Genomic DNA, 15,003 nt, shown 5'->3' with positions numbered 1-15,003 from the left:
CACCACTGAGGCCACCCTTCGCAAACCTCGCGAAGGGTGGCCTCAGTGCGGAGAAGTCCCAGGTCAGATCGGGTTCTTGGCGTCCTCGCCGGCCGTCTCCCCGTCCACGGGATCGGCCTGCTTGCGCAGAACCGGCTTCCCGTCGGCCTTCTCCTCGACGCTCTTGCCGTTCTTCTCCCCCACCGGGGCGTCCTCCGCCGGGGTGCCGTCCGCCGGCGCGCCCTCCACCACGTGCGCGGCCGGATCGACGCCCGCCGGGTCCTCCCGGCCGGGCCGGGTCCTGCCGACGATCACGAAGTACGCGACCGCGCCGAGGAACACCGCGATGGACACCCAGTCGTTCAGCCGCAGGCCGAAGTAGACGTGCGCGTCGTCAATCCGCAGCCACTCGATCCAGAACCGGCCCACCGTGTACGCGGCCACGTACAGCGCGAAGGCCCGGCCGTGGCCCAGCCTGAACCGGCGGTCCGCCCAGATCACCAGCAGCGCGACACCGACGCACCACAGCGACTCGTACAGGAAGGTCGGGTGGTAGACGCCCTTCACGACCTCGCCGTCGGGCAGCGTCTTGTCGATCTCCAGGCCCCACGGCAGGGTGGTCGACCGGCCGTACAGCTCCTGGTTGAAGTAGTTGCCCCAGCGGCCCAGCGCCTGGGCGAGCGCGATGCCGGGCGCGATGGCGTCGGCGTACGCGGGCAGCGGCACGCCCCGGCGGCGGGCACCGATCCAGGCGCCGACCGCGCCCAGCGCGACCGCGCCCCAGATGCCGAGGCCGCCCTCCCAGATCTTGAGGGCGTCCCAGGGGTTCTTCCCGTCGGCGAAGTACAGTCGGCCGCCGTCGGTGATCACGTGGTACAGGCGGCCGCCGACCAGGCCGAACGGCACGGCCCACACGGCGATGTCACCGACCGTGTGCTTGGCACCGCCCCGGGCGACCCAGCGCTTGCTGCCGAGCCAGACGGCGACGACGACACCGAGGATGATGCAGAAGGCGTAGGCGCGCAGCGGGATCGGTCCGATGTACAGGACGCCCCGCGACGGGCTGGGAATGTAGGCGATATCCATGGCAGTTCCGACGCTACAGGGTCCGACGGCCCCGTCGGACACCCCTGGGGTCACAGAAACCGAACAACGGGCCGCGCCACCCCCTCCGGACGGGGAGGGGACGGGCGGGACCGGGATCGCGCTCAGCCGGCCGTCGGCGACGGGTTGTTGGCCTCCGAGGCGGTGCTGGTCGGCGCCGGGGTCTGCCCGTGCGAGCCCGCCGTACCCAGCTGCTTGCCCTGGTTCGCGGCGTCCACCCACTTCACCAGGTTCGCCGGGGTGATCTCCTCGCCGCCGTTCTTCGGGTAGATCGGCTGGCCGTTGAGCAGCACCGTCGGGGTGGACTTGAAGCTGGACTTGTCGAAGTCCTGCTGCACCGCGGACACCCACCCGCCGAACTTGTTGTCCTTGACGCAGGACTGGAACTCGGGCGTGTCCAGGCCGTTGACCTGCTTGGCCAGGCTGAGCAGGACGGCCTTGTCGCCGAAGGCGTCGTTGGTCTCCTCCGGCTGGTTGCGGTACAGCACGTCGTGGAAGTCCCGGAACCGCCCGGCGTCCTGGGCGCAGCCCAGCGCGTTGGCGCCCGTCCTGGACCCCTTGCCCGACACGGCCCGGTCGATGAACGACACGATGTGGTAGTTCGTGAAGATCTTCCCGGCGTCCTCCAGCTGGTCGATGGTCGCCGAGAACTCCCGCTCGAAGGTGCCGCAGGCGGGGCAGCGCGGGTCCTCGTAGATGGTGAGGACGGAGGGCGCGTTGCCGGCGCCGACCGGGATGACCAGGTTCTTGTCGCCGATCGTCCCGGCCGGTACGGCGGTCGGGGTCTCCGGCTTGGAGCGCTGGTTCTGCACCACGACGCCGACGATCACCGCCGCGGCGATCACCGCGAGCACGGAGCCGCCCACGATCAGCTTCTTCCTGCGCCGGGAGGAGGCCTCATCGGCGGCCCGCTGTTCCTGCATCCGCTCGCGGGCGGTGCGCTTGCCTTCTCGGTTCTTATCGCTCATTGCCTTGACATCCACGGTCGGGGGCCTTCGTCGGGTGCGGGGATGTGGGGGTCAGCTCGCCAGCCAGCCGTCTGCCGACAGCCGGGTACGGGGCCGCCACAGCAGCCACCCGGCCAGCAACAGGAACCCGGTGTCGCGCAGGATCTCCTGGAGGTACTCCGTCCGGGACTCGTCGACGTGCCCGCCGCCGCCGAAGCAGCCGCAGTCGATCGAGATGCCACGGGCCCAGGCGGAGGCGATCCCGGCGATGAAGACCAGCAGCAGCAGCGCGGAGACCCCTGCCACCAGCCGGACACCGAGGCCCACCACCAGCAGCAGGGCCAGCGCCAGCTCCAGGAACGGCAGGCCGTAACCGATCGGCTTCACCAGGCCCTCGGGCAGGATCTCGTACGCCCGGACCGCCTGGGCGGCCTCCGCCGGATCGGAGACCTTGGCCAGTCCGGCCCACCCCCAGACCACCGCGAGACCGAGCCGGACGACGGTGCCGAGCCACTCGCTCCAGACCGGCACCGGCCGCCGCGCCATCGGCGCGGGCGCGGAACCACCGGGCTGCGCGGCCATCAGGGAACCCCCCTCGGGAAACTCGTTCACTCCCTGATGAACCGTAAGGGACGAAGGCCGGTTCCTCCGTATTCAGGAATTAAGCCGGATGAGTGACGTTCTGTCCGAATAACTCGAACACTCACGCGTCACCGGCACCCCGCCCGCCACCCGGAATCGAACAGATCGGGATGCCGAGCCGCCTCCGCACAAGCCACCGCCTCCCGCTCCGCCCGCTCGGCCCCCCGCTTCGCCAACGCGTGCCCCACCTCGACATGCACCCCGACCGCCGCCCCCAGCGCCAACGCGGCCACCACCGCCCGCAGCAGAACGGCCCGCTGGAGACCCCGCACCGGCTCACCCCTTCCGCTCACCCCACAACCCCGGCACACCTCGTTCGTGCACTCCTCCCTCCACTCAACGCCGCCCACCCCCACCCGATGCGTCCCCCCACCCCCAGTTCACCCGTTCGGGTCCACCCCCACCCCCGACACCCCCTCACCCTCACCGCGCCACCCCACCCCCAGCCCCCACCCACCCTCCCGAAAGCCCCCCGACCACACCCCCACCCCACCCTCCCGAAAGCCCCCAGAAAACCCGACGACCCCCCACTCCCCAAGGAGTGAAGGGCCGTCAGCCACCCGCTCTACCGCGCGTCAGCGCCTCCGCACGCCCCCAGCCAACTCCCCCGCCAGCCCCCGCACCGCGTCCAACGCCCCCGCCTCATCCTGGCCCGCGGCCAGGATCCGCTTCACGAACGCCGACCCCACGATCACCCCGTCCGCGAACCGCGCGACCTCCGCCGCCTGCACCGGGTCCGAGACCCCGAGCCCGACACAGACCGGCAGGTCCGTCGTCGCCCTGGTCCGGGCGACCAGGTCCTCGGCCATGGAGCCGACCGCCGACCGCGTCCCGGTCACCCCCATGACGGCGGCCGCGTACACGAACCCGCTGCCCGCCGCGGTGACCTCCGCCAGCCGCGCGTCCTTGCTGCTGGGGGCGACCACGAACACGGTGTCCAGCCCGTGCTCGTCCGCCGCCTTGCGCCACTCCTCGGACTCCTCCACCGGCAGGTCCGGCAGGATGCACCCGGCCCCGCCCGCGGCCGCGAGGTCGGCCGCGAACCGCGCCACCCCGTAGCGGTCGACCGGGTTCCAGTACGTCATCACGAGCACCGGCGCCTCGGGGTGCGCAGCGGCGACCTCCTGGACGGTCCGCAGCACGTCCTTGATCCGCACACCGCCCCGCAGCGCGATGTCGTCGGCGGTCTGGATGACCGCGCCGTCCAGCACCGGGTCGGAGTGCGGCAGCCCGACCTCGACCACGTCGCAGCCGCCCTCGATCAGCGCGTTGATCGCCCGGATGCCGCCGTCCACCGTCGGGAACCCGGCCGGCAGGTACCCGATCAGCGCGGCCCGGTCCTCCGCCTTGGCCGCGGCCAGGACACCACTCAGCTTCGAAGTCATGATCACTTACCCCCCTCGGCGGAGCCGTTGCCGGCACCGTTCCCAGCGCCTTCGCCCGCGGACCCCGCACCCGGCTCGTCGTACAGCCCGAAGTACTCCGCCGCCGTGTGCATGTCCTTGTCCCCGCGCCCCGACAGCGAGACCAGGATGGTCGCCTCGGGCCCGAGCTCGCGCCCCAGCTCCAGCGCCCCGGCGAGCGCGTGGGCGCTCTCGATGGCCGGGATGATGCCCTCGGTGCGGGACAGCAGCCGCAGCGCCTGCATCGCCGCGTCGTCGGTGACCGGACGGTACTCCGCCCGCCCGGTGTCCTTCAGCCAGGCGTGCTCGGGGCCGACCCCGGGGTAGTCCAGCCCGGCCGAGATCGAGTGCGACTCGATGGTCTGCCCGTCCTCGTCCTGGAGGACGTACGTCCGGGAGCCGTGCAGCACCCCCGGGTCCCCCTTGGTGAGGGTGGCCGCGTGCCGCGGCGTCTCGGCCCCCTCGCCGGCGGCCTCGCAGCCGACCAGCCTCACCCCGGCGTCCGGGATGAACTCGTGGAAGATCCCCATCGCGTTGGAGCCGCCGCCGACACAGGCCACGACCGCGTCGGGCAGCCTGCCGGTCCGGTCGAGAACCTGCTGCCGCGCCTCGACCCCGATGACCCGGTGGAAGTCGCGGACCATCATCGGGAACGGGTGCGGCCCGGCGACGGTGCCGAACAGGTAGTGGGTGGAGTCGACGTTGGCGACCCAGTCCCGGAACGCCTCGTTGATGGCGTCCTTGAGCGTCCGGCTGCCGGACGTGACGGCCACCACCTCGGCGCCCAGCATCCGCATCCGGGCGACGTTGAGCGCCTGGCGCCGGGTGTCGACCTCGCCCATGTAGATGGTGCAGTCGAAGCCGAACAGCGCGCAGGCGGTCGCGGTGGCCACGCCGTGCTGGCCGGCGCCGGTCTCGGCGATGATCCGGGTCTTGCCCATCCGCCTGGTGAGCAGTGCCTGACCCAGCACGTTGTTGATCTTGTGCGAGCCGGTGTGGTTGAGGTCCTCGCGCTTGAGCAGGACACGCGCGCCGCCCGCCTCGGCGGAGAAGCGGTGCACGTCGGTCAGCGGGCTCGGGCGCCCGGTGTAGTCCTTGAGCAGCGCGTCGAGCTCGGCGGCGAAGGCCGGGTCGGTCTTGGCCTTCTCGTACTCCTCGGCGACCTGCTCGACCGCGGCGACCAGCGCCTCGGGGATGAAGCGGCCGCCGTACGCGCCGAAGTAGCCGCGCGCGTCCGGCACCTGGGCACCGGGCAGGTAGTCCTTCTCGGACATGGTTATTTCCCTTGACGAAGACGGAGATGAACGACGATGACGTCCGATCGGCTGGTTCAGCCGGACGTCACGCGCCATCGCCGCCCCGGCACCTGCCCGGGCTCGCAGCCGATGACGTAGCGCACCCGCCGCCCCAGCACCCGGCGTGCGGGCGCGCGGCAGCCGCGCGGGCGGCAGCCGGGGGCGAGTCGGGCGGCGATCTTCATCGGGTGGTGTCAGTCCTTGTGCCGGACGGCGGGGTGGGCCCCGGCGGCGACCAGGTCGGCGACCGCGGCACGCGGGTCCTTGCCGGTCACCAGGGATTCGCCGACCAGCACCGCGTCGGCGCCGAGGTTGGCGTAGCCGATCACGTCCAGCGGGCCGCGCACGCCGGACTCGGCGATCTTGACGATGCCGTCCGGGATGGTGTGGGCCACGTTCTCGAAGGTGTTGCGGTCCACTTCGAGGGTCTTGAGGTTGCGGGCGTTGACGCCGATGATCCGGGCGCCGGCGTCCGCCGCGCGCTTGATCTCCTCCTCGTCGTGCACCTCGACGAGCGGGGTGAGGCCGATCGACTCGGCGCGCTCGATCAACGACACCAGGGCCGACTGGTCGAGGGCCGCGACGATCAGCAACGCGAGGTCGGCGCCGTGCGCGCGGGCCTCCCACAGCTGGTAGGCGGTGACGATGAAGTCCTTGCGCAGCAGCGGGGTGTCCACCGCGGCGCGGACGGCGTCCAGGTCGGCCAGCGACCCGCCGAAGCGGCGCTGCTCGGTCAGCACGCTGATCGCGGCGGCGCCGCCGGCCGCGTAGTCGACCGCCAGGGCGGCCGGATCGGCGATCGACGCCAGGGCGCCCTTGGAGGGGCTGGAGCGCTTCACCTCGCAGATCACCCGGACCCCGTCGCCCTTCAGGGCGGCGACGCCGTCCTTGGCCTCCGGTGCCTTGGCGGCGAGCGCCTTGAGCTCGTCCAGGGAGACCCGGGCCTGCCGCTCGGCGAGGTCCTCGCGGACCCCTTCGATGATCGAGTCGAGCACACTCACTCAGGAGCCCCCATCTTTTCTGCCAGTTGGCCGGCACGAGCCGGCGGGCGACAGCCCACCGGTTCTTCGATGGTATCGGCACCCGGCGGCGGGGGGCGCACCAGTCCTCCCGGCGTCTCGCGGACCGGACGCCCGCTCCAGCGGTCCCCAGCTGCGGGTTCACCGCTTCTGCACGGCTTTCCGGCCGGCCCTCGGGCCCGGTCCCGGCGCCGGCGCGGCAGGGCGACCCAGGTGGCCGGCAGGAGTGGCACGGGTGGCACGGCGGCCGGATCGGACCGGTCCGCTCAGACCAGCGGCGGTGCCAGCCCCGCCCCGACCGACGAGTTGCGCACCACCGTGAACACCAGCACCAGCAGGCCGATCAGCACCCAGCGCCTGGCCCCGACGGTGGTCCTCGGCGGTGGCCCGCCGGTCAGCGCGGCCCAGCCCCAGCGCAGCCAGAGCACCGCCAGCACGCCGAACAGCAGGACGGCGACGGCGTTGTCGTGCAGGGCGCCGGTGAGGTCCCCGTGGGTCAGCGCGTGGACGCAGCGCAGCCCCCCGCAGCCGGGGCACCACCAGCCGGTGGCGGTCAGGAACGGGCAGTCGGGGTAGTGCCCGGGGGTGTTCGGGTCCACCACGGCGACGTACGCGGTGGGGACGGCCACCGCCGCCAGCGCGGTCAGCGGCGGGCTCAGCCGGCGCAGTACGGGCGGCGGGGCGGGGGCGGCGGGGGCGGAGGTCACGCCCCGATTCTGCCCGGGGCGGGCCCGGACACGACGGAACGGCGGGCGTGGCGCGCCCGCCGTTCCGATGTACGACAAACGTGTGGTGCGACGAGCTCGCCGTCAGGCGGTGACGGCGGCGGCCTGGCGGGCCGCGGTCTGCTCCTCGACCGACTTGTAGACGTTGGCGCTGGCCTGCTGGCCCATGCCGGCGAGCGACATCGCCTTGCCGACCACGCCGCCGGCCAGGATGACCGCCAGGCCGACCCAGACGAGCAGCACCGACGGCAGGATCATCGCGACGCCCGCGACGCCGAAACCGACGAAGGAGATGACGACGCCGGTCCAGGCGGCGGGGGTGTGGCCGTGTGCTGCTGCTGCCATCGGTGGTGCTCCTTGGCTCTCGGGGCCCGGCCGGGCCTGCGGGGCCGCCGGCGGGTTGACGGGTTCCATTGTGCCGGGCCACACACCGGTGGCCCAAAGCGGGTGGCGGGTCTATCGCGTCACACGGACGCGGCTCACACCGCGGTGGGGTCCTCGCCGCGGTCCAGGGCCTTCCACAGGTCGCCCGGCGTCTCGGTCTTCGCGGGCGCCTTGCGGGTCGGCGCCTCGTAGCGGCTGCCCATGGCCGGCCAGCCGCGGCCGTAGCGCAGGGTGAGCAGCCCGGCCAAGGCCAGCAGCAGCCCGCCGGCCAGCGCGACCCAGGGCCAGCCGGTGTGCGCGACCTCGGTGGCCGCCGAGCCGGTCAGTGCCAGCTTTCGGGCGGCCTCGGCGTCCAGCGCGGCGGTGTCGCCCGCTCCGGCCACCGAGGCGGCCGCGGCGCCGAGCCCGGCCAGCAGGGTCAGCGCGCCGACCGCCAGCCGGCCGGCGCCGCGCACCGCGAACACCGCGACGGCCGCGGCGAGGCCCACCAGGGCCAGCCCGCCCGGGAGTTCGGAGATCCTGCCGCCGGTGACGGACACGTCCAGGGTGCCGGCCCGGCCCTCGGCCCAGGTCCGCCCGGCCGCGGTCAGCACCAGGACGGCGCTCAGCACGGTGAGCAGCAGCATCACGCCGAGGGTGCGGCGGCTGGGGGTGGCGGGGGCGGGGGTCTGCTCAGCGGTCACCCGTCCACTATCCCCCGGCCGACACCTCAGGCCGTACCCGGGGTCGGGAACGGGGCCGGGTCGGGCAACGGGAACGGGGCTGGGGTGGGGAACTCGTCGGTCCGCAGCACCACCGTGCGGCCGCCGAGCGGCAGGAACAGGTCGTTGCCGAAGGGCACCCGCTCGGCCTCCCGGTACACCCCCTCGGGGGACGGCGCGGTGTGCACGGTGCAGACCGCCGCCGCCGGGTCGACCACCACGTACAGCGGGACGCCGCTGCGCGCGTACGCCCTCGCCGCCTCCGCCAGGCCGGGCCTGGCCACCTCCAGCACGGCCTCGACCCCGGCCGCGCCGAACCGGCCCCGGGCGCCGCGCACCGCGTCCCCGGCGAGCACCGCCAGGTCCGGGGCCAGCACCGCCGGGTCCGGGGCCGGCACGGCCTCCGGCCCGGGGCCGCCGGGTGCCGCCGGGAAGTCGACCGCCACCCCGGACAGCACCCGGCCGTGGCCGGCCGGCTGCTCGCCGAGCTGTCCGGCGGCGCCGAGCACGACCGCCCAGCGCAGTTCGTCGTACGGCACCTCGGGCATCCCGGCCGCCTCCTCGCGCGTTCCGGCAGTCACCGCACCGGCCCCGCGACCGCTACGACGGTTCCGGCGTCCGCAGCGTATTGGCGGTGGCGACGGCCCGCAGCACGGCGGCCGCCTTGTTGCGGCACTCGGTGTCCTCGCCGTGCGGGTCGGAGTCGGCGACCACGCCCGCACCGGCCTGCACGTACGCGGTGCCGTCGCGCAGCACCGCGGTGCGGATCGCGATCGCGGTGTCCGAGTCCCCCGCGAAGTCCAGATAGCCGACGCAGCCCCCGTACAGGCCGCGGCGGGTGGGCTCCAGCTCCTCGATGATCCGCATCGCCCGCGGCTTGGGCGCGCCGGAGAGGGTGCCGGCCGGGAAGCAGGCGGTCAGCACGTCGAAGGCGGTCCGCCCGGGGGCGACCTTGCCGGTGACCGTCGACACGATGTGCATCACGTGGCTGTAGCGCTCGATCTGCATGAAGTCGACCACCTCGACGCTGCCCGGCTCGCAGACCCGGCCGAGGTCGTTGCGGCCGAGGTCCACCAGCATCAGGTGCTCGGCCCGCTCCTTGGGGTCGGCGAGCAGCTCGGCGGCCAGCGCCGCGTCCTCGTGCGGGGTGGCGCCGCGGTGCCGGGTACCGGCGATCGGGTGCAGCATCGCCTCGCCCTCGGTGACCTTGACCAGCGCCTCGGGGCTGGACCCGACCACGTCGAAGCCGCCCTCGGCCCCGCCGTCCGGGCCGGGGAAGCGGAACAGGTACATGTACGGGCTGGGGTTGGTGGTGCGCAGCACCCGGTAGACGTCCAGCGCGGAGGCCGGGCAGGGCGCCTCGAAGCGCTGCGAGGGCACCACCTGGAAGGCCTCGCCGGCCCGGATCCGCTCCTTGATCTCCTCCACCGCGGCCCGGTACGGCTCGCCGCCGAACGGCGAGTGCACCTCGCCGGGGCCGGCCGGGGTGAAGGTGGCCAGGCCCGGGTCGACCGGCTTGGACAGCTCGGCCTCCATCGCGTCCAGCCGGGCCACCGCGTCCGCCCAGGCCTCGTCCACGCCGCTGGCCAGGTCGTTGTGGTTGACGGCGTTGGCGATCAGCAGCACCGTGCCGTCGACGTGGTCGAGCACCGCGAGGTCGGTGGCGAGCAGCATGGTGAGCTCGGGGAGCCGCAGGTCGTCCGGGTTGAGGTCGGGCAGCTTCTCCAGCCGGCGGACGATGTCGTAGCCGAGGTAGCCGACCAGGCCGCCGGTGAGCGGGGGCAGGCCGTCGTCCTCCTGGCGCGGGGTGTGCAGCGCCTGGAGCGCGGCCCGCAGCACCTCCAGCGGGTCGCCGGTGGTGGGGATGCCGACCGGCGGGGTGCCGAGCCAGCGGGCCCCGCCGTCCGGGCCGACGGTGAGCGAGGCGGCGCTGCGCACCCCGACGAAGGAGTAGCGCGACCAGCTGCGGCCCTGTTCGGCGGACTCCAGCAGGAAGGTGCCGGGGCGCTCCTCGGCGAGGCTGCGGTAGAGGCCGATCGGGGTGAGGCCGTCCGCGAGGAGCCTGCGGGTGACCGGGATGACCCGGGTGTCGACGGCGAGCTTGCGGAAGGCTTCGAGTTCCATGACGGGCGGCACCTTCTGGAGTTGTGGGCGGAGTGGGGTCAGGACAGCGGGAGCACGTCGGCGTCGAAGCAGGTGCGGTCGCCGGTGTGGCAGGCCGCGCCGGTCTGGTCGACCTTGACCAGCAGGGTGTCGCCGTCACAGTCCAGGGCCACCGACTTGACCACCTGGACGTGGCCCGAGGTGTCGCCCTTCACCCAGTACTCACGGCGGCTGCGGCTCCAGTAGGTGCAGCGGCCGGTGGTGAGGGTGCGGTGCAGCGCCTCGTCGTCCATCCAGCCGAGCATCAGCACCTCGCCGGTGTCGTACTGCTGGGCGACGGCCGGGACCAGCCCGTCCTCGGTGCGCTTGAGGCGGGCGGCGATCCCGGGGGCGAGGGCGGTGCTGCCGGGAGTGGCGGGTGTGGTGGACATGGGCCCCATTGTGTCAGCCCGGCCCGCCGCCGCCGCGGCGCCCGCCCGCGCTACCACCTGCGGGGCGGCGCTCCCCTCGGCTTCCGCGGGACGAACCGGATCGCACCGGGCCCGCTACGGGCGCAACTGCCCGGTCAGCTTGGGGCCGCCCTGCTTGTTGCTCACGGTCAGGGTGCAGGTGTAGTCCCGCCAGCCCTGCTGGTAGTTGGCCATGGCCGGGCCGAACTGGCGGCCGTAGTAGGTCTTTCCGTCGCCCTGGCGGGCCTTGGCGGCGGCTTCGGCGTCCTTGCAGCCCTCCCGCATGGCGAGGGCGAGCGGGATCTCCCCGGTGAGGCCGTCGGCGAGCTGGAGGTCGGCGATCACCTCGCCGTCGTGCTCGCCGGCGCACGGGCGCTCCTCCGCCTTGGTGATCACCGGGCTCAGCTGGGGGTGGTCGAAGCAGGCGCCGACCGGGAAGAAGGCGTACGGCGGCGGCGGCTTGGTGGGGGTGGGCGTCGGCGTGGGGGTCGGCGTCGGCGTGGCCGTGGGGGTGGGCGGCGGCGGCGCGGCGGCCGGCTTCTTGTCGTCCGGCCACAGCACCGCGGTGGCCACCACCGCGAGCAGGACGACCAGCACGGCGGCAACGGTGAGGACCAGGCCGCGGGACGGACGGGAGTCGGCTGCGGGCGGCGGCTGCTCGGAGGTCATGGCCACGAGGATGGCCCACACCGGCCCCGCTCGGCAGCCGCTTCGCCGAACTCACCCGTACGGGCTGCCGGAGCCGAAAGCCCGCCACAGGGCACCTGATCTCACAAACAAGAATGACTTCAGACAAAAGAGGAAATGGGCTGATCCAACAAAGAGGGGCCTCAACGGGCGGACAACACATCGAATGTGCGGCTCCCCTCGGCGGCGCCGAGGGGAGCCGCGCCAAGAAGCCGAACGAATGGAAACGCGAACCGGATTCGGGTGCGGCCTCTCGGAATACCGAGAGGCCGCACCCCACACACCACCCCAGGCATGCCACCCACGGGGCAGGGGACTCGGCACCTCAGGGATCATCCGGAAGGCCACCTCGCCCGAGGCGATTTCACGTGTCGGGACCGCCAACCGGCGTCCACTCGTGTTCCAGGATCGAGTAGGTGATGGAGTCGCGCCAGGCGCCGTGGACGAAGACGTGGTCGCGGATGCGGCCGTCCTCGGTCATGCCGGCGCGCAACAGGGTGCGCGCCGATGCCTCGTTGAGCGGTGAGCGAGCCGCCCAGATGCGATGCAGCCCCAGGGCGTTGAAGCCGAGCGCGCACAGCAGGTGGACGGTTTCCGTGCCGAGGCCTTTGCCCCACTCGGCCGGGTAGAGGGCGAAGCCGATGGTGGCGGCCTGCTGTGGCTCGGTGGCCAGGCGGGCGTAGCCGATCAGCCGGTGCTCGCCGCGTCGGGTGACGGCGAGACAGTACTCGTCGCGCGGGGTGGCGTTCGCGGAGGCGATGGAGCGGGCGGTGATCGCCTGGACCTGCTCGCGGGTGCGGGGTTCGAAGCTGAGGTGCCTGGTGGCCTCGGGGTCGCCGTAGATGGCCAGGAGGTCGTCGGTGTCCTCGGGTTCGACCTCGCGCAGTGCCAGGCTGGGGCCGGTCAGGTCAACTGGGGTCATGGCGGCGGAGCCTATCCGTGGGGTCACCGGACGAGGACGGAGGTCGGGGTGGCGGTGAAGGCCTCGACCTCCTCGCGCAGTCCGGCCGCCGCGCTGCCGCTGCGGCGGCCGTCGCCGTGCAGAGCGACGTGGACGCGCTGGGCGCTGCTCACGATGCCGAAGTTCCGCTGCTCGACGGGGAGGTCGAGCACGGGGCGGACGGCCTCGGCGGCGCCCTCGATCTCGCCGCGGGCGATGCGGGCGAGTGCGAGGTCGGTCTGGGCGCCGGCCTGGTCGCCGAAGGCCCACTCGTCCTCGGTGGCACTGCGGTAGGCGACGACGGCTGCTTCGGACTGGCTCTCGCCGAGTGCCGGGTCCTCGCCGAGCTGCACGGTGGCCTCGGCGACGTAGTACAGCTGGCGGGGCACCGGGAAGGTCATGATGCCGCCGAAGGCGTCGAGATCGTCGGGTTCGACCGCCGCGCGGGCGTCCTCGGCCCGCAGGATGGCCGTACGGGTGGCCTCGCCGTCGCCGAGGAGGGAGTGGGCGCGGGCGGAGAGGCAGGCCAGCCAGACGCCGGTGGTCCCGTGGACGTCGCCGGCCACGCTCTGCCCGAGTGCCGCGTACTCGGCGGCCTCGCCGGGGCGGCCTGCCCAGTAGGAGATGAGCGATTGGAGCGAGCGGACCCAGGCGCGCATGGCGTGGTGGTCGGCGTTGTCGGCGCAGACGAAGGCGGTGCGGGCCTGCATCATCGCGGCGCTCGGGTTGCCGAGGTCGTGGCTGGCCTTGGCGAGCATTCCGGAGGTGATCCCGGCGAGCAGGTACAGCTCCCGGGCCTGCAACGGCTTGACGCGGCCGTGCTCCAGTAGCCGGAAGGTGAGGTCCTGGACCTCGACCAGGTCGCCGAGCAGGGCCGGCAGGGCCAGCTTCGGGTAGGCGGCGGTCAGTCGCCGTACCTCGTCGTGGATCTGGCCCAGGGTCTCCGAGCCGATGCTGCTGCCCTCCGCCATCGCGGTGAACCGAAGTGCCCGACGAGCCGCCATCATGACCTGCCTTTCCAATTCCGTTGTGCCCGCGTCGAAGCGGGGTTCGCTGCTGGACGGGCCACCGACAGGCAGTGCCGCTGCCTGCTCGGATGGGAGGAGGACAGGGACCGGCCGTGGTGGCGGGACGACGAACGAGGCGGTGTCGGCGTGCGGGTGGCCGGCCGGTGCGGGTGCGAGGAGTTGGCCGACGCCGACGCCGAACATGGCCTCCAGCACCCGGCACTGGTCCGGGTAGGGGCGGGTCTTCACCGCTCCGCCGTACCAACGCTCGAACTGCCGCTTGGAGACCGACAGGCCCCGGAGTCGGGGGTCGCGCTCCTGCTCGGCGGCCGAGTTCGCCGTCGCCTCGAACCGGAGGCGGAAGGTCTCGTAGACCTGCCAGTGCCGCTGAAGCGTCAAAACCCGTAGGAGTGTGGGAGTTTCAGCCACCGCGGATCATCTCCGTCCCCGTTCGTCTGCTCTGACGATAGCCATCGTCGCTCGACAGGAAACCCGTTCGAGGCCGTACCGGACCAGATGACGGCGGCCATGACGGCAGTCACGACGCACACCGCCATGACACTGGCCTCGCCGCCCTCAGGACGACGGGATGGTGACGGCAGCCTCGTCGTATCGATGCCGCACCCTGCGCCGCCATCCTGAACGCCACCTCGCCGTCCGTGCATAGCCGACAGCGAAGCGTGAGATCGAGGGCGCTGGGACCGGCGCCCGATCGACCCCATCCAGCACCACGTGCACTCCGGCTCGCCATGCCGCGAGCCGGCCCGGGAGGGAACCGATGGACAGCACCCTGACCGCTCTGGCCGGGCAGATCGCCCAGCTGGACGCCGTGGACTCCGCCCATCTGGAGCGGATTCGCCACGAGGCCCTGACCGCCCATGCGCCCTGGAAGGAGGAGTACGGCGCCTACCAGTCCGGCGGCTGGTGGACCACCTCACTGATGAACGCGTCCGGCGACGCCGCCGACGTGACGATCGGCGACTGCGCCGCCCGTCCGACCGACCTGCTGGGGCGGATGCCGGCCACCGCCGCGTTCCTGGCCGGCCTCGGCCTGCACTTCATGTGGGTGCGGCTGGCCCGGCTGGAGGGCAACGCCTTCCTCTGGGAGCACCGCGACTACAACGAACTTCACCAGGTCGAGCGGCACCGGCTGCACGTCCCGCTGCACACCAACAGGTCCGCCTTCCTGGTCACCGGCAGCACCAAGGTGCACATGACGGGCGGGCGGATCTGGCGGCTGACGCCGACGTACGCCCACGGGGTGTGCAACCTGCTCGGCCCGGACCGGATCCACCTGATCGCCGACGTGTACGCCGACGACGCCTACCGGCACCTGGCCCGCCGGCCCGCGCTCAGCCCGACGGTCGCGGAGCCGCTGCCCGTCGCCGACCAGAACATCCTGGCCGCGCGACTGGAGAGCGCCCGCACCATGGCCACCCTCGGCTACACGGAGGCGGCCGAGCGGATGCTGCTGCGGCTCTTCTACACCTACGCCCTGCCGGAGGGCACGGCCTACGACCTGATCGCCGAACTGCACACCTCCCTCGGCGACATGGAGGCCGCGACGCGCTGGGAGGCCGCCAAGCGCCGCCTGCTCGCTCTCCCCGCCTGATCCCAG

At 73.1% G+C, this 15,003-nt stretch carries 17 protein-coding genes; 1 reads left to right on the top strand and 16 read right to left on the bottom strand.

The annotated features are described in order from the left end of the window. Positions 1–63 precede the first annotated feature (63 nt). From lgt to ACIQOW_RS02940, 16 genes are all read right to left on the bottom strand, one after another. Entirely contained in the window at positions 64–1,065 is a 1,002-nt protein-coding gene (lgt, locus tag ACIQOW_RS03015; RefSeq protein WP_401079135.1) for a prolipoprotein diacylglyceryl transferase, read from the bottom strand. 122 nt (positions 1,066–1,187) lie between these two features. Then, entirely contained in the window at positions 1,188–2,051 is an 864-nt protein-coding gene (locus ACIQOW_RS03010; protein ID WP_401079133.1) for a DsbA family protein, read from the bottom strand. Between the two features lie 51 nt (positions 2,052–2,102). Then, positions 2,103–2,612, bottom strand: a complete 510-nt coding sequence (locus tag ACIQOW_RS03005; protein ID WP_401079131.1) for a MauE/DoxX family redox-associated membrane protein — start codon at positions 2,610–2,612, stop codon at positions 2,103–2,105. Between the two features lie 635 nt (positions 2,613–3,247). Continuing rightward, positions 3,248–4,057, bottom strand: a complete 810-nt coding sequence (trpA, locus tag ACIQOW_RS03000; protein ID WP_401079129.1) for a tryptophan synthase subunit alpha — start codon at positions 4,055–4,057, stop codon at positions 3,248–3,250. Positions 4,058–4,059: 2 nt separating this feature from the next. Beyond that, on the bottom strand, positions 4,060–5,349 hold the full coding sequence (gene trpB, locus ACIQOW_RS02995) for a tryptophan synthase subunit beta (protein WP_401079127.1): 1,290 nt from the start codon (positions 5,347–5,349) through the stop codon (positions 4,060–4,062). A 56-nt stretch (positions 5,350–5,405) separates the two neighbouring features. Beyond that, positions 5,406–5,555, bottom strand: coding sequence for a tryptophan biosynthesis modulator TrpM (trpM, locus tag ACIQOW_RS02990; RefSeq protein ID WP_188296911.1), 150 nt, complete (start codon positions 5,553–5,555; stop codon positions 5,406–5,408). 9 nt (positions 5,556–5,564) lie between these two features. After that, complete coding sequence (gene trpC, locus ACIQOW_RS02985) at positions 5,565–6,371, bottom strand: indole-3-glycerol phosphate synthase TrpC (RefSeq protein WP_401079125.1); 807 nt, start codon at positions 6,369–6,371, stop codon at positions 5,565–5,567. A 284-nt stretch (positions 6,372–6,655) separates the two neighbouring features. Further along, complete coding sequence (locus tag ACIQOW_RS02980) at positions 6,656–7,096, bottom strand: DUF2752 domain-containing protein (RefSeq protein ID WP_401079123.1); 441 nt, start codon at positions 7,094–7,096, stop codon at positions 6,656–6,658. Positions 7,097–7,198: 102 nt separating this feature from the next. Further along, complete coding sequence (locus ACIQOW_RS02975; RefSeq protein WP_188296909.1) at positions 7,199–7,459, bottom strand: HGxxPAAW family protein; 261 nt, start codon at positions 7,457–7,459, stop codon at positions 7,199–7,201. Between the two features lie 134 nt (positions 7,460–7,593). Next, the gene (locus ACIQOW_RS02970) at positions 7,594–8,181 is read right to left on the bottom strand and encodes a TIGR02234 family membrane protein (protein WP_401079120.1); all 588 of its coding nucleotides are present in this window, start codon (positions 8,179–8,181) and stop codon (positions 7,594–7,596) included. A gap of 26 nt (positions 8,182–8,207) precedes the next feature. Continuing rightward, positions 8,208–8,747 (bottom strand): Uma2 family endonuclease, encoded by a 540-nt coding sequence (locus ACIQOW_RS02965; protein WP_401079118.1) that lies wholly within the window; start codon positions 8,745–8,747, stop codon positions 8,208–8,210. 52 nt (positions 8,748–8,799) lie between these two features. Continuing rightward, positions 8,800–10,323, bottom strand: a complete 1,524-nt coding sequence (locus ACIQOW_RS02960; RefSeq protein ID WP_188298692.1) for an anthranilate synthase component I — start codon at positions 10,321–10,323, stop codon at positions 8,800–8,802. Between the two features lie 38 nt (positions 10,324–10,361). Next, complete coding sequence (gene hisI / locus ACIQOW_RS02955) at positions 10,362–10,733, bottom strand: phosphoribosyl-AMP cyclohydrolase (protein ID WP_401079115.1); 372 nt, start codon at positions 10,731–10,733, stop codon at positions 10,362–10,364. Positions 10,734–10,847: 114 nt separating this feature from the next. Then, positions 10,848–11,420 (bottom strand): hypothetical protein, encoded by a 573-nt coding sequence (locus tag ACIQOW_RS02950; protein WP_401079113.1) that lies wholly within the window; start codon positions 11,418–11,420, stop codon positions 10,848–10,850. 382 nt (positions 11,421–11,802) lie between these two features. Continuing rightward, positions 11,803–12,360: a GNAT family N-acetyltransferase gene (locus tag ACIQOW_RS02945; RefSeq protein ID WP_401079111.1), complete on the bottom strand. Its 558-nt coding sequence runs from the start codon at positions 12,358–12,360 to the stop codon at positions 11,803–11,805. Positions 12,361–12,383: 23 nt separating this feature from the next. Further along, entirely contained in the window at positions 12,384–13,784 is a 1,401-nt protein-coding gene (locus ACIQOW_RS02940) for a hypothetical protein (RefSeq protein ID WP_401079109.1), read from the bottom strand. 379 nt (positions 13,785–14,163) lie between these two features. Between ACIQOW_RS02940 and ACIQOW_RS02935 the strand changes: the two genes are divergently transcribed. Further along, positions 14,164–14,997, top strand: a complete 834-nt coding sequence (locus tag ACIQOW_RS02935; RefSeq protein ID WP_401079107.1) for an aspartyl/asparaginyl beta-hydroxylase domain-containing protein — start codon at positions 14,164–14,166, stop codon at positions 14,995–14,997. Positions 14,998–15,003 lie beyond the last annotated feature (6 nt).

The sequence above is a fragment of the Kitasatospora sp. NPDC091335 genome (assembly GCF_044757205.1).
Lineage (GTDB): Bacteria > Actinomycetota > Actinomycetes > Streptomycetales > Streptomycetaceae > Kitasatospora.
This window is presented reverse-complemented; position numbering and strand designations above follow the sequence as displayed.

Excerpts from the sequence above, each read along its gene's own strand:
- trpB (WP_401079127.1), bottom strand. The coding sequence starts at position 5,349 with ATGTCCGAGAAGGACTACCTGCCCGGTGCCCAGGTGCCGGACGCGCGC.
- ACIQOW_RS02950 (WP_401079113.1), bottom strand. The coding sequence starts at position 11,420 with ATGACCTCCGAGCAGCCGCCGCCCGCAGCCGACTCCCGTCCGTCCCGC.
- ACIQOW_RS02975 (WP_188296909.1), bottom strand. The coding sequence starts at position 7,459 with ATGGCAGCAGCAGCACACGGCCACACCCCCGCCGCCTGGACCGGCGTC.
- ACIQOW_RS03010 (WP_401079133.1), bottom strand. The coding sequence starts at position 2,051 with ATGAGCGATAAGAACCGAGAAGGCAAGCGCACCGCCCGCGAGCGGATG.
- hisI (WP_401079115.1), bottom strand. The coding sequence starts at position 10,733 with ATGTCCACCACACCCGCCACTCCCGGCAGCACCGCCCTCGCCCCCGGG.
- ACIQOW_RS02945 (WP_401079111.1), bottom strand. The coding sequence starts at position 12,360 with ATGACCCCAGTTGACCTGACCGGCCCCAGCCTGGCACTGCGCGAGGTC.
- ACIQOW_RS02960 (WP_188298692.1), bottom strand. The coding sequence starts at position 10,323 with ATGGAACTCGAAGCCTTCCGCAAGCTCGCCGTCGACACCCGGGTCATC.
- ACIQOW_RS03005 (WP_401079131.1), bottom strand. The coding sequence starts at position 2,612 with ATGGCCGCGCAGCCCGGTGGTTCCGCGCCCGCGCCGATGGCGCGGCGG.
- trpA (WP_401079129.1), bottom strand. The coding sequence starts at position 4,057 with ATGACTTCGAAGCTGAGTGGTGTCCTGGCCGCGGCCAAGGCGGAGGAC.
- lgt (WP_401079135.1), bottom strand. The coding sequence starts at position 1,065 with ATGGATATCGCCTACATTCCCAGCCCGTCGCGGGGCGTCCTGTACATC.
- ACIQOW_RS02965 (WP_401079118.1), bottom strand. The coding sequence starts at position 8,747 with ATGCCCGAGGTGCCGTACGACGAACTGCGCTGGGCGGTCGTGCTCGGC.
- ACIQOW_RS02935 (WP_401079107.1), top strand. The coding sequence starts at position 14,164 with ATGGACAGCACCCTGACCGCTCTGGCCGGGCAGATCGCCCAGCTGGAC.
- trpM (WP_188296911.1), bottom strand. The coding sequence starts at position 5,555 with ATGAAGATCGCCGCCCGACTCGCCCCCGGCTGCCGCCCGCGCGGCTGC.